At 71.3% G+C, this 19,956-nt stretch carries 18 protein-coding genes; 14 read left to right on the top strand and 4 right to left on the bottom strand.

Annotated features, from left to right (window positions below; all coding sequences use genetic code 11):
• Nucleotides 1-37: 37 nt before the first annotated feature.
• Genes ACGFMK_RS38690 through ACGFMK_RS38670 form a run of 5 tightly spaced genes read left to right on the top strand, consistent with a single transcriptional unit; the run spans nt 38 to nt 4,161 of the window.
• Nucleotides 38-517, top strand: coding sequence for a nuclear transport factor 2 family protein (locus ACGFMK_RS38690; RefSeq protein ID WP_392774095.1), 480 nt, complete (start codon nt 38-40; stop codon nt 515-517).
• Nucleotides 514-1,704: a hypothetical protein gene (locus ACGFMK_RS38685; RefSeq protein ID WP_392774093.1), complete on the top strand. Its 1,191-nt coding sequence runs from the start codon at nt 514-516 to the stop codon at nt 1,702-1,704. The genes ACGFMK_RS38690 and ACGFMK_RS38685 overlap by 4 nt, the downstream gene beginning before the upstream one ends.
• 2 nt (nt 1,705-1,706) lie before the next feature.
• The gene (locus ACGFMK_RS38680; protein WP_392774091.1) at nt 1,707-2,489 is read left to right on the top strand and encodes an SDR family oxidoreductase; all 783 of its coding nucleotides are present in this window, start codon (nt 1,707-1,709) and stop codon (nt 2,487-2,489) included.
• A gap of 8 nt (nt 2,490-2,497) precedes the next feature.
• Nucleotides 2,498-3,658 carry a sulfotransferase family protein gene (locus ACGFMK_RS38675; protein ID WP_392774089.1) on the top strand — a complete coding sequence of 387 codons (1,161 nt, stop codon included), beginning with the start codon at nt 2,498-2,500 and terminating at the stop codon, nt 3,656-3,658.
• Nucleotides 3,659-3,675: 17 nt separating this feature from the next.
• Nucleotides 3,676-4,161, top strand: coding sequence for a hypothetical protein (locus tag ACGFMK_RS38670; protein ID WP_392774087.1), 486 nt, complete (start codon nt 3,676-3,678; stop codon nt 4,159-4,161).
• Nucleotides 4,162-4,163: 2 nt separating this feature from the next.
• Here ACGFMK_RS38670 and ACGFMK_RS38665 read toward each other — a convergent pair whose 3' ends face one another.
• Nucleotides 4,164-5,831 carry a GGDEF domain-containing protein gene (locus ACGFMK_RS38665; RefSeq protein ID WP_392774086.1) on the bottom strand — a complete coding sequence of 556 codons (1,668 nt, stop codon included), beginning with the start codon at nt 5,829-5,831 and terminating at the stop codon, nt 4,164-4,166.
• A gap of 137 nt (nt 5,832-5,968) precedes the next feature.
• On the opposite strand from ACGFMK_RS38665, the gene ACGFMK_RS38660 reads away from it, so the two are divergent.
• Nucleotides 5,969-6,322: an ArsR/SmtB family transcription factor gene (locus ACGFMK_RS38660; RefSeq protein WP_392774084.1), complete on the top strand. Its 354-nt coding sequence runs from the start codon at nt 5,969-5,971 to the stop codon at nt 6,320-6,322.
• Nucleotides 6,319-6,954: an SRPBCC family protein gene (locus ACGFMK_RS38655; protein ID WP_392774082.1), complete on the top strand. Its 636-nt coding sequence runs from the start codon at nt 6,319-6,321 to the stop codon at nt 6,952-6,954. Before ACGFMK_RS38660 ends, ACGFMK_RS38655 begins: the two co-directional genes overlap by 4 nt.
• A 164-nt stretch (nt 6,955-7,118) precedes the next feature.
• On the opposite strand, the gene ACGFMK_RS38650 is transcribed toward ACGFMK_RS38655, so the two are convergent.
• The gene (locus ACGFMK_RS38650) at nt 7,119-7,466 is read right to left on the bottom strand and encodes a PASTA domain-containing protein (RefSeq protein ID WP_392774080.1); all 348 of its coding nucleotides are present in this window, start codon (nt 7,464-7,466) and stop codon (nt 7,119-7,121) included.
• 82 nt (nt 7,467-7,548) lie between these two features.
• Between ACGFMK_RS38650 and ACGFMK_RS38645 the strand changes: the two genes are divergently transcribed.
• From ACGFMK_RS38645 to ACGFMK_RS38625, 5 genes are all read left to right on the top strand, one after another.
• Nucleotides 7,549-9,117, top strand: coding sequence for a deoxyguanosinetriphosphate triphosphohydrolase family protein (locus ACGFMK_RS38645; RefSeq protein WP_392774078.1), 1,569 nt, complete (start codon nt 7,549-7,551; stop codon nt 9,115-9,117).
• A 283-nt stretch (nt 9,118-9,400) separates the two neighbouring features.
• Entirely contained in the window at nt 9,401-12,280 is a 2,880-nt protein-coding gene (locus ACGFMK_RS38640; RefSeq protein WP_392774076.1) for a S8 family serine peptidase, read from the top strand.
• A 65-nt stretch (nt 12,281-12,345) separates the two neighbouring features.
• Nucleotides 12,346-12,996: an acVLRF1 family peptidyl-tRNA hydrolase gene (locus ACGFMK_RS38635; protein ID WP_392774075.1), complete on the top strand. Its 651-nt coding sequence runs from the start codon at nt 12,346-12,348 to the stop codon at nt 12,994-12,996.
• A gap of 145 nt (nt 12,997-13,141) precedes the next feature.
• Nucleotides 13,142-14,770, top strand: a complete 1,629-nt coding sequence (locus tag ACGFMK_RS38630) for an ABC-F family ATP-binding cassette domain-containing protein (protein ID WP_392774073.1) — start codon at nt 13,142-13,144, stop codon at nt 14,768-14,770.
• Nucleotides 14,771-14,948: 178 nt separating this feature from the next.
• On the top strand, nt 14,949-15,158 hold the full coding sequence (locus ACGFMK_RS38625) for a helix-turn-helix domain-containing protein (RefSeq protein ID WP_003071237.1): 210 nt from the start codon (nt 14,949-14,951) through the stop codon (nt 15,156-15,158).
• Here ACGFMK_RS38625 and ACGFMK_RS38620 read toward each other — a convergent pair.
• Both ACGFMK_RS38620 and ACGFMK_RS38615 read right to left on the bottom strand, forming a co-directional pair.
• Nucleotides 15,145-16,470 carry a glycosyltransferase 87 family protein gene (locus ACGFMK_RS38620; RefSeq protein ID WP_392774136.1) on the bottom strand — a complete coding sequence of 442 codons (1,326 nt, stop codon included), beginning with the start codon at nt 16,468-16,470 and terminating at the stop codon, nt 15,145-15,147. The genes ACGFMK_RS38625 and ACGFMK_RS38620 overlap by 14 nt on opposite strands.
• Nucleotides 16,471-16,542: 72 nt before the next feature.
• Nucleotides 16,543-17,394 (bottom strand): LLM class flavin-dependent oxidoreductase, encoded by an 852-nt coding sequence (locus ACGFMK_RS38615; protein ID WP_392774071.1) that lies wholly within the window; start codon nt 17,392-17,394, stop codon nt 16,543-16,545.
• Nucleotides 17,395-17,466: 72 nt separating this feature from the next.
• On the opposite strand from ACGFMK_RS38615, the gene ACGFMK_RS38610 reads away from it, so the two are divergent.
• Nucleotides 17,467-17,910 (top strand): MarR family winged helix-turn-helix transcriptional regulator, encoded by a 444-nt coding sequence (locus ACGFMK_RS38610; RefSeq protein ID WP_392774069.1) that lies wholly within the window; start codon nt 17,467-17,469, stop codon nt 17,908-17,910.
• Between the two features lie 97 nt (nt 17,911-18,007).
• A complete protein-coding gene (locus ACGFMK_RS38605) occupies nt 18,008-19,879 on the top strand; it encodes an ABC transporter ATP-binding protein (protein ID WP_392774068.1) in 1,872 nt (623 codons plus the stop codon).
• Nucleotides 19,880-19,956 lie beyond the last annotated feature (77 nt).

The raw sequence follows: 19,956 nt of genomic DNA, 5'->3' as shown, positions 1-19,956 counted from the left end.
TCTTGTCATCGGTCAAGCGGTGCGAGACCCTGTGACGATGGACCTGGTCGTACTCGAAGAGATCCGCCGGCTGAAGTACCGCTACCTGCGCGGCGTCGACCTGAAGCTGTGGGACGAGGTGGCCGACACCTTCACCGTCGACGCCACGGCCGACTACGGGACCCGCGCCACGGGCCGTGAAGGGCATCAGCTCGCCGGCCGCGACGCCATCCTCGAGTTCCTCACCAAGAGCCTCGGCAACGGCATCATCACCGTGCACCACGCAGGTCAACCCGAGATCGACGTCGACGGCGACACCGCGACCGGGCGGTGGTCGTTCACCGACAAGGTGATCGTGCCCGACCACAAGGTGATCATCGACGGCGCCGCGTTCTACGAGGACACCTACCGCCGCGACACCGACGGCGCGTGGCGGATGACGCACATCGGCTACACCCGGACGTACGAGTCGATGACCTCCTGGGAAGGCAACCCGGGCTTCCGGCTGCTCGCCAACCGCTGGGCCGTTCCGGCATGATCGAGAACGAGTTCTCGCTGACGCGGCCGTTCGCTGACGCGATCGTCGAAGCCGAAAAGCTGCTCGCCGGCGCGCCGCACGTGAAGACCGAGCAGGACCTGCTGGAGGGGTACGACTACCTCGCGGGCAGCATCCGGGCGTCGCTGCAGATGGCCTGGGCCTACCAGCGCGACTTCCCGTACTTCACCTCCTCCACCGGGCCGTACACGAAGATGGGGCTGGACAACCCGGACACGCTCTACTTCAACGCGAACATCCGCGACGACCGTGAGTACCTGGTCACCGGCGTCCGGGGGACCACCGCCGACCTGAGCTTCCAGATCCTCAACGGCGACTACTCGCCGGTCGTGGTGCCCGACAGCCTCGCCGCGTTCGACGACCGCGCGATCGAAATCGACGAAGACGGCCGGTTCGAGCTGCGCTTCGGCCCGGCGCGCGAGAACCCCGGACCGAACTACTTCACCCTGGGCCAGGGCTCGTCGATGCTCGTGGTGCGCGAGGTCCACAGCGACTGGGCGACCGAGAAGCGCGGCGAGATCCGCATCCAGTGCGTCGACACCGCGGGGCAGGCGCCGCCGGTGCCGGACCGGTCGGCGCTGGCCAAGCGCTACGGCGTCACCGGCAAGATCCTGCTGAGCCGGTTGAAGACGTTCCTGGCCTTCCCGAAGTGGTTCTACGACGACCTGCCGGTGAACACGATGACCGAGCCGCGTTCGACGCCGGGCGGGCTGACCACGCAGTTCTCCTCGGCCGGACATTACGAGCTGGGCGACGAAGAGGCGATGGTCGTCACCGTGCCGCGCTGCGCCGACGCGCCGTACCAGGGCATCCAGCTCGGCAGCCTCTGGTACGTCTCGCTCGACTACATCAACCACCAGACGAGCCTCACCGCCGACCAGGCGCGGGTCGACCCGGACGGCAAGATCCGGTTCGTCATCAGCGAGCGCGACCCCGGCGTCGCGAACTGGCTGGAGCGCACCGGGCACGACCGCGGGTACGTCCAGATCCGCTGGCAGCGGCTCGCCCGCGACCTCGGCCCGGACGACGGCCCGGTCGTCGAGGTCGTCAAGGTGGACGACCTGCCGGACCGGGTGCCGTTCTACGACGAAGCCCGGGTGACGCCGGAGGAATGGGCGTCGAGGATCGCGGCCCGGCAGGACGCCGTCGCCGCCCGGATGCTGGGGTGAGCATGTCGGAGTTGTTGCGGGACAAGGTGGTCGTCGTCTCGGGCATAGGCCCGGGCCTCGGCCGGTCGATCGCCGTGCGCAGCGCCATGGCCGGTGCGGACGTCGTGCTCGCCGCGCGCACCGAGTCGCGGCTCACCGAGGTCGCCAAGGAGGTCACCGATCTCGGCCGCCGGGCCGTCGCGGTCCGGACCGACATCGACGACGCCGACTCCGCCGCCAACCTGGTGAGCGAGGCCGTCGAGGCGTTCGGCCGGGTGGACGCGGTGGTGCACAACGCCTTCGCCGTCCCGCCGCTGACCGATCTGGCCACTGTGGACTTCGACGCGGTCCGCGCGGGCTTCGAAACCGCGGCGATCTCCGTGCTCCGGCTGACCCGGCTGTTCCTGCCCGCGCTCAAGGAGAGCAAGGGCTCGCTGGTGATGATCAACTCGGCGGTGCTGCGGCATTCGCGGCGGACGTTCGGCGCGTACAAGATGGCGAAATCGTCGCTGCTGTCGCTGTCGCAGAGCCTGGCGAGCGAACTCGGGCCGGACGGCATCCGCGTCAACACGGTCGCGCCCGGGTACATCTGGGCGCCGAACCTCAAGTGGTACTTCAATTATCTGGCCAAGGAACGCGGGATCACGGCCGAGGAGGTCTACGCCGAGACGGCGTCGACCATCGACCTGCGCAAGCTGCCGGAACCCGACGAGATCGCCGACGCCGTGGTGTTCCTCGCGTCGCCGATGGCGCGCGCGATCACCGGGCAGTGCCTCGACGTCAACGGCGGCGAGTACCACCACTAGGAGGATCCATGCTCCCCGGCCGGGCCGACCTGGGCACGTTCGACGACCTGCACGCCTCGGCGTCGAAGCTCACCGGGCTCGACGACTTCGGCGGCGACGACTACGTCGAGGGCCTGCGTGTGCTGCTGGAGTCGTTCGAGGCGGACGAGGACCTGACGCCGTTCGGGAACAAGGTGCACCGCGCGATGCTGCGCGGCGCGCTCGTCGCCCGATTGCTCAGTGAGGCGGGCTGGAAGCAGCACCCGGCGTCGGCTTCCGTGGCGATCGAGCGGCCGATCTTCGTGACCGGCCTGCCCCGCACCGGCACGACGGCGCTGCACCGGCTGCTCGTCGAGGACCCCGCGCACCAGGGGCTCGAGGTGTGGCTCGCCGAGGTGCCGCAGCCGCGGCCGCCGCGTTCGACGTGGGCGGAGAACCCGGTGTTCCAGGGGATCCAGGCCGGCTACGAGCGTCACCACGTCGAGCACCCGGAGTTCATGGGCGTGCACCACATGTCCGCGGACCAGGTCGAGGAGTGCTGGCAGCTGCTGCGGCAGTCGATGCGGTCGGTGTCGTTCGAGTGCCTCGCGCACCTGCCGCGCTACTCGCGCTGGCTGGCGAAGCAGGACTGGACGGATGCCTACGGCCGCCACCGGCGCAACCTGCAGCTGATCGGGCTGCCGGACGCGGACCGGCGGTGGGTGCTGAAGAACCCGAGCCACCTGTTCGCGCTGGACGCCCTGATGGCGGCGTACCCGGACGCGCTGGTGATCCAGACCCACCGCGCGCCGCGCACGATCATGGGCTCGATGTGCAGCCTGGCGGAGAAGGCCGCGGACGGCTGGTCGTCGAAGTTCCGCGGCGAGGTGATCGGGCGCTCGCAGCTGGACCTGTGGGCCCGCGGCGCGGACGAGTTCCACGCCTCTCGCGCCCGGTATGACGCGGCCCAATTCTGCGATGTGGCGTACGAGGACTTCGTCGCGGACCCGGTCGGCACGGTGTCCACTGTGTACGACCACTTCGGACTGACGTTGACCCGGGAAGCGAGGTCGGCGATGACGGCGGTGCACGAGGAGAGCCGCACGGGCTCGGCGAAGCCGGTGCACAGGTACAGCCTGGCGGACTTCGGCCTGACGGCCGAGGAGGTCGACGAGCGCTTCGCGGATTACTTGCGTACCTACGGCTCGTGAGTGGGAGACTGCCTCGTGTGTCTTCGATCTGGACGGCCGTCGTCGCCGTGGCGGGAACCCTCCTCGGTTCCGGCCTGACTTACCTGTTCCAGCGCTTGACGTTGCGGCGGACGGCCGCGGAAGCCCGGAGCGAGAAGCGCCGCGAGGAGTTCACGAACGCCGTCGCCGCGTACGCGTCCGTGGCCGCCACGCTCAGGCGGGCGGAGTTCGATCGGGCCAAGAAGCGGCTCGAGGGCGTGAAGGGCGAAAGCCGCGAAGCTGTGCGGCAGGAGACGTACCACCTGCGCGCCGAGGCGCAGAGCGCCTACTACCTCGTCCGGCTCCTCGCGGACCCGGACGTCGACGGGGACCTGGTCCGCGACGCGGAGGAGGTCATCAGCCGGTCACGGTCGATCACCGCGGACTCGAACATGATGAGCGAGGCGGTCGAGCGGAGTGACGAAGCAGCCGAAGCGCTGCGCACGTTCATCGACCGGGCGAACCGGCGCCTGTCGACTTTCTGACGTCACCCGGCCGCGGCCTGCAGCCCGCGCGTCCCGATGCCGCGCAGGACCTCGACGCGGTCGGAACCCGGGCGGCTCAGCACCCAGCTCGACCCGGGGACCGCCTTCGCGCGCTTCTTCAACGGCGCCAGCAGACGGGACACCTCCTGGTACGACCGGATCGAGCCGCTCGCGCACACCAGCGTCGCCAGCGAGACCGTCACCGGGAGGCCGTCCGCCTGCCAGCGACGGTCCAGCAGGGCGCCCGCCACCGTCGCGATCTCGTCGACGTCACAGACGACCAGGAAGTCGTCGCCGCCGACGTGGCTGACCCGCATCCGCCGCAGGCCGCCGGACAGCGAGGTGAGCGCCGCGCCCAGCTCGCGGATCAGGTCGTCGCCCGCGGCGAACCCGGCCGTGTCGTTGACCGTCTTGAACGCGTCGATGTCGAGCCACGCGGCGACGAACGGCTCGCCGATCGTGATCCGGCGGGCGACGTCGCGGGCCACCGTGTCGCTGCCCGGCAGCCGGGTCAGCGGGTTGAGCGCCGCCGCGGCCTCGACCTTCGCCTCGGCCACGCCACGGACCACCTCGGTCACCAGCACCACCCCGAGGCAGCGGCCGACGTCGTCGACCACCACGACGTCGTCGCCGGTGCGGCCCCAGTCGGCGTCGGTGACCAGCTCGAGGAACTCCATCGCGCCGGCGCGCGCTTCGATCGTGTGCGGGGCGTCGGCGAGCCGCTCGGCCGGGCGCTTCGCGTGCAGTGCATGGCCGTACGGCCCGGTGACGGCGACCAGGAACCGCGTCCGGTCCACCGACCAGCGGGGCCGGTTCAGCTCGTCGACGCCGATGACGCCCGAGGGCGCGTCGGCCGCCGCGAGCACCTCACGGACCTCGTCGCACGTCGCGGTCTCCGGCAGCGTCGTGGCCGGGCGCAGGAAGTCGCCGACGCACTGGGCCGGGCCCGGGGTGCCGGCCGCGGCGGCGGGCGCCCGGTTGAGCAGGGCCGGGGCCGGGCCGGCGGCGGTCGGCGGGGCGAGCAGGTTGCCCTGCGCGATCCGGATGCCGAGGCCGCGGACGGCGTCGAGCTGGGGGTCGGTCTCCAGGCCGGTCGCGACCAGCCGGGTGCCGGTGCGGCTGGTGTAGTGCTGCAGCGCCTCGACGACGGCGACCGAGGACTGGTCGTCGGGCAGCCCACGCAGCACGGTGCGGTCCAGCTTGATCAGGTCGACCGGCGCCTCGACGAGCAGGCTCAGCGGCAGGTCGCCGCGGCCGAGACCGTCGAGGGCCAGCCGGAAGCCGAGGTCGGCCAGCGCCCGCATCCCGGCCAGCGCGCGTTCGGTCGGCAGCGGGGAGAACGGCGGGCCGATCTCGAGGACGACGTCGCGGGTGCGGCGCCCGGCGTTGCCGAGCTCGGCCAGCAGGTCGTCGAGCATCGCCAGCGGCGCGCCGAGCGTGCGGGCGGAGAGGTTCAGGTGCAGCGGCAACGACGTCTCGTCCTGCCGGACGGCGGCGATGGCGAGGCCCAGGTCGACCTCGGCGAGCCGGCCTTCGCGGCGGGCCTGGGTCAGCAGCTCCGGAACGGTTCCGTTGCCCGGCCTGGCCAGCGCTTCGTGAGCCACGACGCCCCCGGTCTGGAGGCTGTACAGCGGCTGGAAGGCGAAGCGGACCGCGCGTGGCGACTTCACGTCTCCGATGCTCGCCGCTCGCGCGCCGAAACGAAACCCATGTCGACTGATGTTCATCGCAGCGGCACCCGGGTTACTCACATCGGGTTACTGTATCGCGCTTGACTTATATAAGTGGACACTTGTAACTTGGCCGGGTGCACGCGTTCGACGTCCTCGGCGATCCGGTCCGCCGCCGCATCCTCGAGCTGCTGGCCGACGGCGAACGGGCCGCCGGGGCGGTGACCGAGGTGATCCGGGCCGAGTTCGGCATCTCGCAGCCCGCGGTGTCCCAGCACCTGAAAGTGCTGCGGGACAACGGCTTCGCGATCGTCCGCCAGGAGGGCGCCCGACGGCTGTACGCGGTCGGGCACGAGCCGCTGCAGGACATCGACGTCTGGCTCGCCCGGTTCCGCCGGTTCTGGACCCCGCACCTCGACGCGCTGGCCACCGAAATCGCCCGCGGCAAGCGCGCCCGGCGCCTCGCCGAAGAAGAAGGAGACTCTCCGTGATCGACGTCAGCCACCAGATCAGCGCCATCCGCCGGACGCTCGGCGACCGGGTGATCGACGCGAAGGACGCCCGCGTCCTGACCATCAGCCAGGTCTACGACACCGACGTCGACGACCTGTGGGACGCCTGCACGAACGCCGAGCGCATCCCGCGCTGGTTCCTGCCGGTCAGCGGCGAGCTGAAGCTCGGCGGGCACTACCAGCTGGAGGGCAACGCGGGCGGCACGGTCGAGCGCTGCGACCCGCCACGCGGCTTCGCCGCGACGTGGGAGTTCGGCGGCAACGTCAGCTGGATCGAGGTGCGGCTGACGCCGGAGGGCGACGGCACCCGGTTCGAGCTGGAGCACGTCGCGCACGTCGACGAGCGCTGGGACGAGTTCGGCCCGGGCGCGGTCGGCATCGGCTGGGACGGGATGCTGGTCGGCCTGGTCCTGCACCTGGCCAACCCGGGCACGGCCGTCGACGCCGAAGCGGCGATGGCCTGGATGATGTCGTCGGAAGGCATCCGGTTCATGACGGCGTCAGGCGAAGCCTGGTACGAAGCCGACGTCGCGGCGGGCGCCGACCCGGTCAACGCGCGCGCGGCGGCCGACCGCACCCTGGCGGCGTACACGACCCCGCCTCAGGCCTGACTAAGCCGTGTCGTCCATCCAGGTACGCGTGTCGTCCGCCTGGATACGCGTGTCGGCCGTTCCGGTACGGGCGCCCGCGCGGGCCTGGATGGACGACACGCGTACTCGGCTGGACGACACGCGTACCCAGGCGGACGACACGCGTACACAGCTGGACGACACGGTCAGCGTTCGGTGATCTTGACCGCGGTCAGGGTGATCACCGCGTCGGGCTGGACCTCGGTGCCCGGCGCGGGGTCCTGGCCCGTCTGGACCCAGTTGCGGTCGATCAGCAGTGCGCGGCCCTGGCCGGTGCCGTCGACCTCGCGCAGGTTGTAGAGGCCGGCCTTCTGCATCGCGTTCTGGGCGTCCTGGTGGTTCATGCCGGAGACGTCCGGGACCTTGATCAACGCGGCCGACGTCGGAGCCGCGGAAGCCGCGGTGGTGGTGGCGCGCCCCGGCTCGCCCGGTGGAGCGCCGCACCCCGCCGCGACCAGGGCGAACGCGACCAGCAGGACCGGGGTTCGGGACATGGTGACCTCCTGGAACCAGGAGTACCCGCGCCCGGTACGGCGTGCGCCCGCCGATCAGGTGAAGCCGGATAAGGTCGGGCGCATGGATCACGGCACCGAAACGGACCTCCGCGCGGCTCGACGGGACCCGGTGACCAACGCCGGCGGGTTCACCGACCTGGCGAGCAGCCCGTTCCGGATCGACCGCGACCGGATCGCCGCGTCGCCGTTCTTCGCGCGGCTCGGCGGGGTGACGCAGGTGGTCAGCGCCGGCGGGGCCGGGCTGCTGCACAACCGGCTCACCCACAGCCTGAAGGTCGCGCAGGTCGCGCGGGCCATCGCCGAGCGGATCACCACCGGCCCCGAAGCCGATCTGGCCGCGAAGCTGGGCGGCTGCGACCCGGACGTCGCCGAGGCCGCCGCGCTCGCGCACGACCTCGGGCACCCGCCGTTCGGGCACCTCGGCGAGCAGACGCTCGACCGCGTCGCCCGGCACCGCTTCGGCCTCGCCGACGGCTTCGAGGGCAACGCGCAGTCGTTCCGCATCATCACCACCACCGACGTCCGCGGGCCGTCGGCGATCGGGCTCGACCTGACCACCGCCGTGCGCGCCGCCGTCCTCAAGTACCCGTGGCTGCGGCTGCACCACCCCGCGCCGCACCCGTCGGGGATGGCCGTCCCGCCGCGCGGCGCCGCCGAGCCGGACGACCACCCGGGCACCGGCGCGGCCAAGTTCTCCGCCTACGCCACCGAACTCGACGACTTCGAGCAGGCCCGCGCCGCGTTCTCCGGGCGGATCGAGAGCTGGCAGCAGACGGTCGAGGCGTCCGTGATGGACACCGCCGACGACATCGCCTACGCCATCCACGACCTGCAGGACTTCCACCGCATCGGCGTCCTGCAGCACGCGCCGGTCGCGGCGGAGCTGGGGGAGTGGCTGCTGCACGCCGAGGAGCTCGCCGGGCTCGACGACGACACGCTGTACGCGGAACTGCGCCGTCCGGGCCGGTCGCTGGAACGCCTGCGCCGCCGGATGCACGCCAAGGACGCGTGGATCGTCGACGACGACGCCTTCGCCGCGGCGGTCGCGCGGGTGCGCGCGGAACTCGTCGACGGGCTGCTGGCCGGCGCCTTCGACGGCTCGACCGAGGCCGAGCAGGCGACGGCGGCGTTTTCGGCGAACTGGACCGCCCGCCTCGTCGACGGCGTGTTCGTGGTGGCGTCGCCGTCCACCCGCGCCGGCCACGTGACCCTGGCGACGGCCCAGTGGCACGAGGTCCAGGTGCTGAAGTTCGTGCACCGGCGGTTCGTGCTGCTGCGCCCGGACCTCGCGCTGCACCAGCGCGGGCAGGCCGGCGTGGTCGCGAGCCTGGTCGACGCGCTCGACGCGTGGCTGCTGGACCGCGACGAGGTCTCCCGGCTGCCCCGCCGGCTGCACGACCTGGTCGAGCTGGCCCGCGCCGAGTACACGGGCCTGGCGCGCACGGCACCGGAGCTGCTCGTCGGCGCGACGGGCGAGCCGGTGACCGGAGCGGACGAGGTGCGCAACCTCGCGCGGGGCCGGGCGGTGGTGGACTTCGTGGCGTCGCTGACGGACAAGCAGGCGGTGACCCTTTTGGACGCTTTGTCCGGGCGGTCGGCGCAGCCGTGGTCGGATTCGTTCGTCCTGTGATGGGGGAACGATCCCACCGGTTGTCCGGTTCTTGTCCGTTCGTGAGTCCTGTGCGTCCTGTGCCGCGTTGAGCGGTTCGACTGAACGGCCTACGACTTACGGTCCATTCAGGAAATTACCCATCCGATGTCACTCGAACGGCTGATGCTTACAGAGAACTCACAGTACTTAGCTGGGTCCTGCCGGTGATCACCGGCGTCGGTCAGCGTGAGTCGGGGCACGCGCCTGGAGATATCGGAGGGCGCACGTGCGTCGTACCCGTTCCACGAGATCGAGATCCACTGTGCTCACGGCCGGGGCGGCGGCGTTGCTCGCCGCGCTCGGCCTGGTGTCGCCGCCCGCCGCGGGCGCCGCCACCGCGTCCACACCGGACACCTTCAGCGCCACCGCGCAGCAGCAGATCGCCGCCCTGCAGGCCGTCAAGGCCGGGAAGACCGCGGCGGAGTCCAAAGTAGACAGCAAGCTGCTCGTCGCCGAAAAGGGCGTCGGGAAGCAGCTGACCGCACTGCAGTCCGGGGCCGCCGTCTCGAAGACCGGGACGGTGCTGGTCGACATCCGCGCGACCAAGGTCTCCCCGGACCTCATCTCCGGGCTCACCAAGGCCGGGGCGGGCATCCGCGCGGTGTCCGACCGGTACGGCAGCATCCGGGCCGAGGTGCCGCTGGCCGCCGTCAGCGCGATCGCCGCCCGCGGCGACGTCAAGCGCGTCGAGCAGGCCGACCAGGCCCTGACCGCCCGCGAACTGGCCACCCCCGCGACGACGCCGGGCAAGGCCGCCGAGACCAAGCAGCAGAAGGCCGCCCGCATCTCGGGTGAGCTGCAGAAGGCCCTGACGAGCAAGACCCAGCAGCGCAGCGCCGCCGCGGCCGCCACGCTGACCAGCGAGGGCGACCGCGCGCACAACGCCGACATCGCCCGCCAGCAGTTCGGCGTCACCGGCGTCGGCGTCAAGGCGTGCGCCCTGTCGGACGGCGTCGACTCACTGGCCACTTCGCAGGCCAAGGGGGAGCTGCCGCCGAACGTCGACGTCATCGCCGGGCAGGAGGGCGACGGCGACGAGGGCACCGCGATGCTCGAGATCATCCACGACCTCGCGCCCAAGGCCGCGCTCGGCTTCGCGTCGGCGTTCAACTCCGACGCCAGCTTCGCGGACAACATCCGCAAGCTGCGCTTCGAGTCGCACTGCGACGTCATCGTCGACGACGTCATCTACTTCAAGGAAAGCCCGTTCCAGGACTGGATCATCGCCCAGGCCGTGAACGACGTGACCGCCGACGGCGCGCTGTACTTCTCGTCGGCGGGCAACGAGGGCAACGTCCTCGACGGCACCGCCGGGCACTGGGAAGGCGACTTCGTCGACTCCGGCAAGTCGGTCGGCAAGTTCGCCGGTGTCGCGCACAACTTCGCCGGCGCGGCGGGCAACCAGATCTACGAGCCCGTCTCGGACGCGTCGTCGGCCGGCGTGCCGGTGACGCTGCACTGGTCGGACCCGCTCGGCGCCTCGTCGAACGACTACGACCTCTACCTGCTCGACTCGACGGGCGCGGTCGTCAGCTTCAGCCAGGACGTCCAGGACGGCACCCAGGACCCGTTCGAGATCCTGCAGACGCCGATCTTCGGCGGCTCGGGCCTGCGCCTGGCCGTCGTGAAGTTCTCGGGTGCGGGCCGCTACCTGTCGCTGTCCGCGCTGCGCGGGCGGTTCAAGGACTCGGCGGACGGGCTCAAGGCCTACAACACCCCGGGCGTGACGGTCGGCCACTCGGCCGCGCGTGACGCCTTCAGCGTGGCCGCCACCCCGGCGGCCGCGGCGTTCGGCCGGCCCCTCGAGCCGGGTGACCCGGCCAACCCGGCCGGCCCGTTCCCGGGTTCGTTCAGCAGCTCGTCGAAGGCCGAGCGGTTCAGCTCCGACGGCCCGCGGCGCGTGTTCTACGAAGCCGACGGCACCCCGATCACCCCGGGCAACGTCTCCTCGACCGGTGGTGAGGTCCGGAACAAGCCGGAGATCACCGCGGCCGACGGCGTGCAGACCAGCGTCACCGGCTTCAGCCCGTTCTTCGGCACGTCGGCCGCCGCGCCGCACGCCGGGGCCATCGCGGCGCTGGTGCTCTCGGGCAACCCCGGCCTGCCGCCGTCGGAGGTCCGGGAAGCGCTGCTCAACACGGCCGTCGACATCGAGACCCCGGGCCGCGACAACGTCACCGGCGCCGGCGTCATCCTCGCCGACAAGGTGCTCGCCTACACCGGCGCCAGCCCGCAGCCGCTCGCGGTGGCCAAGCAGCCGACGGTCACCCCGGCCGACGGCGGCTCCGCGCTCGACCCGGGTGACACCGCCAAGGTGACCCTGCCGGTGACCAACGACGGTGACGGCGCCGCCGTCTCCACCAGCGTCGTGCTCACCAGCCCGACCCCGGGTGTCACCGTGGCGCCGCGCGCCAAGTCCTACGGCACCATCAGCCCGGGACAGACCGGCGTCAACGACTTCACCATCACCGTCCCGGCGAGCCAGCAGCTCGGCGTGCCGGTCGTGCTGAACGCCAAGGTCACCTTCGCCGGTGCGCACTCGCCGACGACGTCGACGTTCTCGCTCCCGGTCGGCACCCCGTCGCCGGTCGCGCAGGACTTCGCCTACACCGGCGCGCCGGTGGCGATCCCGGACAACAGCCCGGTCGGCGCTTCGGTGACCATCCCGGTCACCGGGGTCGGCCGCGCGTCGAAGGTGTCGTTCTCGGTGGACGGCACCACCTGCAGCACCGACCCGCTTTCGACGGCGGTCGGCCTGAACCACTCCTACGTCGGTGACCTGGTCGGCTCGCTGACCTCGCCGTCCGGGGCCAAGGCCACGGTGTTCCAGCGCAACGGCGGTTCGGGCAAGAACCTGTGCAAGGTCGTCTTCGCCGACGACGCCGCGACCGCGTTCAGCACGGTGACGGCGTCCAACGCGCCGTTCACCGGTTCGTACAAGCCGGCGAACGCCCTCAGCGGCTTGACCGGGGCCGTCGTCGACGGCAGCTGGACGTTCTTCGTGGCCGACGTGGCCGGCGGCGACGTCGGCTCGATCCGCTCGGTCGCCCTGCACATCAACGGGTTCGTCCAGCCCGCGGGGGCCGGCCGGCCGTCGAACGTGCACGGCGTCACGAACAACGGTCCGGTGCACCCGCAGTAACCTGATCGCACAACGGAAACCACGGGGCCGTCGCGGAAACGCGGCGGCCCCGTACCGTTGTGCCCATGGCGAAGGCACGGCAGGTCGCGGGCGGCGGGCGCGCCGTCGAGGTCCCGCCGGACCGGCTCGCCGGCTGGTTCGACCGGTTCGCCGGTCGGCACGACGGCGTCGTGACGACCGAAGCCACCCCCGGCGAGGTCCGCGTGGTCGCGGGCGACGGCACCACGGCGATCGCGACCGTCCCTTTCGGACCCTTGGCCGTCCTTTCGCTCGAAGGCCTCGTGGCGCACGCGCTGGCGCCGCGGCGGATCGCGCTCCTGCTGGTGCGGCTCGGCAGCCACAGCGTCGGCATCGCCTACGACGGCCGGATCGAGGTCTCCCGCACCGACCGTCACCTCGTCCACGGCCGGTCCGCCGCGGGCGGCTGGTCGCAGCAGCGCTTCGCCCGGCGCCGGGAAGGACAGGCGCGCCACGCGCTGCAGGCGTCCGCGGCCGACGCCGCCGAGGTGCTCGTCCCCCGACTGTCCGAAGTGGACGCCGTCGTGCTCGGCGGCGACCGGCGGGCCCTGGACGAGCTGCGCGCGGACCGCCGCCTGGCGCCGCTGTTCGCCCGCGCCGAACCGCGCGTGCTGGAGCTCGGCGAGCCGCGGCGGAGCATTCTGGAAGAAGCCGCCGCGCGGGCCCTCGACGTGGAGATCACGCTGCGCGACGGGTGAGCCCGCACACGTCGGCGAAAACCCGTGGACGACGCCCCGTACACTGGTTGCGTGGAGATCCTTCTGGAGTGAGCCGTCGCGCCGGTCAACCCGACCGGTTCGCTTGACGCTGTCCACCATTCACCCCCTTTCCCGGGAGTTTTCCTTGATCACGGCCACCGGCCTTGAGCTGCGCGCGGGTTCGCGCATCCTGCTCGACGGCGCGACCCTCCGCATCCAGCCCGGCGACCGCATCGGCCTCGTCGGCCGCAACGGCGCCGGCAAGACCACCTCGCTGAAGGTCCTCGCCGGCGAAGGCGAGGCCCACGCGGGTGACGTCCGTCGCACCGGCGAGCTCGGCTACCTGCCGCAGGACCCGCGTGAAGGCGACCTGTCGGTCACCGCGAAGGACCGCGTGCTGTCCGCGCGCGGTCTCGACAAGCTGATGCGCGACATGGAGAAGGCGCAGGCCTCGATGGCCGAGCTGGTCGACGACGCGCAGCGCGACAAGGCGATCAACCGCTACGCCCGGCTCGAGGAGCGGTTCTCCTCGCAGGGCGGGTACGCCGCGGAGAGCGAAGCCGCGCGCATCTGCTCGAACCTCGGCCTCGCCGACCGGGTGCTCTCCCAGACGCTGGGGACGCTCTCGGGTGGCCAGCGCCGCCGCGTCGAGCTGGCGCGGATCCTGTTCGCCGCGGCCGAGGCGGGCGCCGGCGGCAAGTCCGAGACGATCCTGCTGCTCGACGAGCCGACCAACCACCTCGACGCCGACTCCATCAACTGGCTGCGCGGGTTCCTCAAGCAGCACGACGGCGGCCTGGTCGTGATCAGCCACGACGTCGAGCTGCTCGCCGACGTCGTCAACAAGGTGTGGTTCCTCGACGCCACCCGCGGCGAGCTCGACCTCTACAACATGAGCTGGCAGCGGTACCTGGACGCACGCGCCACCGACGAGAAGCGCCGCCGCCGCGAGCGCGCCAACGCCGAGAAGAAGGCGGCGGCGTTGCAGACGCAGGCCGCGAAGCTCGGCGCGAAGGCGACGAAGGCCGTGGCGGCCAAGAACATGGCGCGGCGCGCGGAGCAGATGCTGTCGTCGCTCGACGCCACCCGCCAGGCCGACAAGGTCGCCCGGATCAAGTTCCCCGAGCCCGCGCCCTGCGGCCGCACGCCGCTCATGGCGGAGGGGCTGTCGAAGTCGTACGGCTCGCTCGAAATCTTCACCGGCGTCGACCTCGCCGTCGACCGTGGCTCGAAGGTGGTCGTGCTCGGCTTGAACGGCGCCGGAAAGACCACTTTGCTCCGGCTGCTCGGCGGAATGGAAACCCCGGACACCGGCGGCATCGTCCCGGGTCACGGAATGCGTTTGGGCTATTACGCACAGGAACACGAAACTCTTGATCATGATGCGTCGGTGTGGGAAAACATCCGACATCTCGCTCCGGACACCGGTGCGCAGGAGTTGCGGAACCTCCTCGGTTCGTTCCTCTTCACCGGCGAACAACTCGACCAGCCCGCCGGCACGCTTTCCGGCGGTGAGAAGACCCGGCTCGCCCTGGCCGGCCTGGTCTCCAGCGCTGCCAACGTGTTGCTGCTCGACGAGCCGACGAACAACCTGGACCCGGCCAGCCGCGCCCAGGTCCTGGACGCTTTGCGTAGTTTCTCGGGCGCCGTCGTCCTGGTGACGCACGACCCGGGCGCGGTCGAAGCCCTGGAGCCGGAGCGGGTCATCCTGCTGCCCGACGGCACCGAGGACCATTGGTCGCCGGACTATCTGGAACTTGTCCAGCTTGCGTGAGCCGTGCGTCCATTCGGGTGCAAGATCACTGCCGGTGAGGCACTGGAATGGCCCAATGTGATCGCAGTTTCGGCCGTTTTAGGGCTGTCGTCTGGCATTCCGGCGCTCAGTGTTCGATCATTGCCCCGGCAGGGGCCGATATGTGGCCCAGAACACTCTCGGCGGGAAGGCGATCGACGTGGCTGATCTCAAGAAAGGCGCGCGGATCACCGGCAACACGCGCGACAAGCTGGCCGCTGACCTCAAGAAGAAATACGAGAAGGGCTCGAGCATCCGGGCCCTCGCGGAGTCGACGGGCCGCTCCTACGGGTTCGTCCACCGGGTGCTGTCGGAGTCCGGGGTTCAGCTGCGGGGGCGCGGCGGGGCCACCAGGGTCAAGAAGAAGTAGTCGCTGACTGCTGCGCGGGGGGCGCAGCGGGACCGCGAGTTCCGGCTTCGGCCATGCGGAACACCAGGTACCCGCCGAGGAGGACCAGCGGGTACACCAGGTAGCCGTAGCGAGTGGCCGGAGTCAGCAGGATCAACGCGCCGAGTCCGACGGCGATGCGCAGCAGTGCACCGGAGCCGTTCGCGGGGGGCCGGCGCACCAGCCAGACCAGCATCGCCACGGCCGCGGCGCCGACGAGCACGAACGCCGCCACCTGGCCGATCGCCCCGGTTTCGGCGATCAGGTGGCCCGGCAGCGGGCTCGCCGCGGGTGAACGCACGACACCCATCCCCAGCGGGAACCGGAAGACGTGCTCCACGAACGCCGCCGGATCCACCAGGTACACCGGCAGGTGCACCACGGCCGTCGTGGCCACCAGCGCGGTCGCGAACCGCGCCACTGCGGGCCAGTCGAGCCCCTTTCCCCGTCGTACCAGCACGAACACGGCCAGCACCGCGGCTGCGGGCGCGACGATGAGCTTCGCGCTGATCACCAGCGCGAGCACGAGACCCGACCAGGCACCGCGTCCGGTCGCGGCGAGGGCGCACGCGAGCACCAGCAGTCCCACGATCGCCAGGTCCGGGCCGGCCACGGCCCAGGTGAGCGCGGTCAGCGGGCAGGCCAGCGCGAGCTGCGCGGCGCCGACCGGGACTCGTGGCCACTTCAGCAGTTTCAGCGTGCCGAGCACGCACGCGCAGGTCGCCAGCGCGAACATCCAGCGGGCGTCGGTGAGGGCGTCGGTCAGCGGGGTGCCGCCGAACAGCGCCCGCGGCAGGCCGAAGACCGTCATCACCGGGCCGTAGGGCGTGTAATCGTTTACCACCGGCGCCCGGCCGAGCGCGGTGACGTCGACGTAGGGGGTTCCGTGGTGCAGCAGCAGATCCGCGGACCGCTCGATCACCCAGACCTCGGGCTGGGCGGCCCAGGAGAACGGCGTGATCAGCCAGTCCACTCCGGTCAGCCGGCGAATCACCAGGACTGCCAACGGAAGGATCATTGCCAACAGGGCGACGGCGGCGATCCCGCACCAGCGCGAACCGAGTGGGCCGCGTGGCGTACGCCCCGTGCGTGCGGACAGCAGCAGCCAGCCGCTGTGCAGCGCGCCGAAGCCGTACGCAGCCGTCGCGAAGGTGCCCCAGACGCGGTAGCCGTAGAACTCGGCGACGAGCGCGGTCGGCAGCGCGAAGGCCAGGCAGCCGAGGTAGAAGCCCAGGTCCCACTTGAGGGGACCGGTGCCGGGGGAATGGGTCGGTGCCGTGAAGAACCGCACCACGCGCCCCCGCTCGGGCGCCAGGCCCACCTCCGTTTCCACCAGGTCAGGCTACCGAGGGGCCCGCGGTCCGCTTCAGCCGAGGTCGCGCAGGCGGGGCAGCAGTTTCGCGGCGGCTTCGGACGCGCGGACGACGTCACCGTGCCCGGTCGGCATCAGGATCAGCTCGGTGAACCCGGCCTCGACGTAGCTCTCCGCGAGGCGCAGCGCGCTGTCCGCGTCGGACGGCACGCGGAACTGCGCGGCCCGGCGGATCGTCGCCGGGTCACGGCCGACCTCGGCGCAATGGCGGTCGAGAACCGACGAAAGCCGTTGCAGTTCGACGATTTCGGTGCCGGGAAGGGCTGCGTTGAGCCAGACGTCGGCGTGCTCGGCGACCACGCGCAGGCCGCGCTTCTCGCCGCTGCTGCCGAGCCACAGCGGCGGCTTTTCCTGCACCGGCTTGGGATCGCTGAGCGCGCCGGTCAGCGTGTAGTGCCGGCTGGCGTGGTCGGTGACCGGCTCGGTCCACAACAGACGGAGGATTTCGCAGGTTTCGGCGAGCCGTTCGACACGTTCGATCGCCGGGGCGGTCGGGGTGCCCATCATCGTGTCGGTCAGGGCGTCGCCGCCCGCGCCGAGGCCGACGTCGAGCCGGCCGCCGGAAAGGTGGTCGACGGTCACCGCGATCTTGGCGAACGTGCCGGGGTGCCGGTTGGTGTTGCCGGACACCAGGCAGCCGATGCGCACGCGCTTCGTCGCCTCGGCCATCGCGGCCAGCAGGCTCCAGCCGTCGAAGATGTCGCCGGTGCGGTCCGGGCCCATCGGGACGAGGTGGTCGAACACCCAGCAGCCGTCGAAGCCGCCGTCGTCGGCGATCGCCCAGAGTTCGCGGAGGGTGGCGACGCCGACGTGCTGCTGGGACGGTTTGAGACCCACGGTGGTCATGGTGCACTCCTGATTATCAGTTGTAAAAATCATCAGCAAGACTGACGATCAGGGTAGGGGTAGAGTTCTCGCATGTCCAGCGACCTCGAGACCGGCCCGCCGCCCGCGGTCACCCGGCGGCTCGGCTACCTGCTGAAGCACGCCCAGCTGCGGCTGTACGAGCTGGCGGAGCCGCTGTACGAGCCGCTCGGGGTGACCGGGCGGCAGCTGGCGCTGCTCACGCTGTTCGGCGACGGTCCCGCGCAGTCCCAGCAGGACGGCGCGGCCCGGCTCGGCATCGACCGGACGACGATGGTCGCGCTCGTCGACGAACTGGAGGCGAAGGGCCTCGTCCGGCGCGAGGTCGCGCCCGGTGACCGCCGTAAGCGCCTCGTCCGGTTGACTGACGAGGGGGATCGCGTTCGCCGTGCGGGAGAAGAGGCCACGGGCGAAGCCGAGACACTGTTGCTGGCGCCGCTGGGCGCCGAGGCGGAGCGGCTGCGTGCCGCGCTGCAGCTGGTCGTTCGCGGCGAGTGAACGCGATCGGGAAGCAATCGGACGGCGGCCGCGTTGTCCAGGTCATATCCGAAGAAAACCTCAGCTTTGGTAGAGGTTTTGGAACTGGGGGTCTCCCGTGGACAACACCTGGGCGCTGCTCAGCTCGGCGATGCGCGCCAACGACGTGCCGAAGGGGCTGAACCGCGGCACGTTCAAGCGCGTCGCCCGCTTCGCCCGGCCGCACTGGCGGGCGCTGCTGATCTTCCTCGTGCTGACCGTCGTCTCGGCGGTGCTGGCGGTGACGACCCCGGTCCTGGCGGGCAAGGTGGTCGACGCGATCGTCAGCGGGCACGACCTGTCCGTCGTGATCTGGCTGGCGATCGTGATCGCCGGGCTGGCGGTCGCCGATGCCGGGTTCGGCCTGATCGAGCGCTGGCAGTCCGCGCGCATCGGGGAAGGCATCATCTACGACCTGCGCCGCGCGGTCTTCGAGCACGTGCAGCGCATGCCGATCGCGTTCTTCACCCGCACCCGCACCGGGGCGCTGGTCTCCCGGCTGAACAACGACGTCATCGGCGCGCAGCGGACGTTCACCGCGACGCTGTCCGGCCTGGTCACCAACACGATCCAGCTGGCGCTGTCGCTGGCCGTCATGCTCACGCTGTCCTGGCAGGTCACGCTGCTCGCGCTGGTGCTGCTGCCGATCTTCGTGCTGCCGGCGCGCCGGCTCGGCCGCCGGATGGCCGGGCTGCAGCGGGAAGCCGCGAATCTGAACGCCGGCATGACGACGCAGATGACGGAACGGTTCTCCGCGCCGGGCGCCACCCTCGTCAAGCTCTTCGGCCACCCCGTGCAGGAAGCCGACGACTTCGGCGTACGCGCCGGGCGCGTGCGTGACATCGGCATCCGGACCGCGATGCTGACCCGCTGGTTCATGACCAGCCTGACGCTCGTCTCGGCGCTCGCGCAGGCGCTGGTCTACGGCCTCGGCGGGTACCTCGCGCTGACCGGGCAGCTCGCGCCGGGCACCGTCGTCGCGCTGGCGCTGCTGCTGACCCGGCTCTACGCGCCGCTGACCGCGCTGGCCAACGTCCGCGTCGACGTGATGACCGCGCTGGTGTCGTTCGAGCGCGTCTTCGAGGTGCTTGACCTCGACCCGATGATCCAGGAGAAGCCGTCCGCGCGGACGCTGCCGCCTTCGGACGGTGTCGCGGTCGAATTCTCCGACGTCCGCTTCGGGTACCCGGCCGCGGACCGGTACTCGCTGGCGTCGCTGGAGGACGTCTCGACGCTCGATCACCGCGGCGGCGAAGAGGTGCTGCACGGGATCTCGTTCCGCGCGGAGCCGGGGCAGATGGTCGCGCTGGTCGGGTCTTCGGGCGCGGGGAAGTCGACGATCGCGTCGCTGCTGCCGCGGCTCTACGACGTCGACTCGGGTTCGGTCCGGCTGTCCGATGTGGACGTTCGTGACCTGACTTTCGCTTCGCTGCGGGAAACCGTCGGCGTCGTCACGCAGGACGGGCACCTGTTCCACGAGACGATCCGCGCGAACCTGGCCTACGCGCGTCCGGGCGTCACCGACGACGAGATCTGGGAAGCGCTCGAGCGCGCCCGGCTCGGGGAGCTGGTGCACTCCCTGCCGGACGGCCTGGAAACCACGGTGGGGGAGCGGGGTTACCGGCTCTCCGGCGGTGAGCGCCAGCGGCTGACGATCGCGCGGCTGCTGCTCGCGCAGCCGAAGGTCGTCGTGCTCGACGAGGCGACCGCGCACCTGGACTCCGAGTCCGAGGCCGCGGTCGGCGAAGCCCTGACCCACGCGCTGGCCGGCCGCACGGCCCTGGTCATCGCACACCGGCTGTCGACGGTCCGCGCCGCCGACCAGATCCTGGTCCTGGAGCACGGCGAGATCGTCGAACGCGGCACGCACGACGAGCTCCTGGCCGCGAACGGCCGCTACGCGACCCTCCACGCCACCCAGTTCGCCGACCAGGAACCCGCGGTGGCCTGAACCCGGACGGACGACACGCGTACCTGCGCGGACGACACGCGTACCTGGATGGACGACACGACCCGGAGCCTTGGCCC

It is taken from the genome of Amycolatopsis sp. NPDC049252, assembly GCF_043197175.1.
In the GTDB taxonomy this organism is placed as follows: Bacteria; Actinomycetota; Actinomycetes; order Mycobacteriales; family Pseudonocardiaceae; genus Amycolatopsis.
Note: the sequence above shows the minus strand (reverse complement) of the source record. Positions and strands in the feature narration are given on the sequence as shown.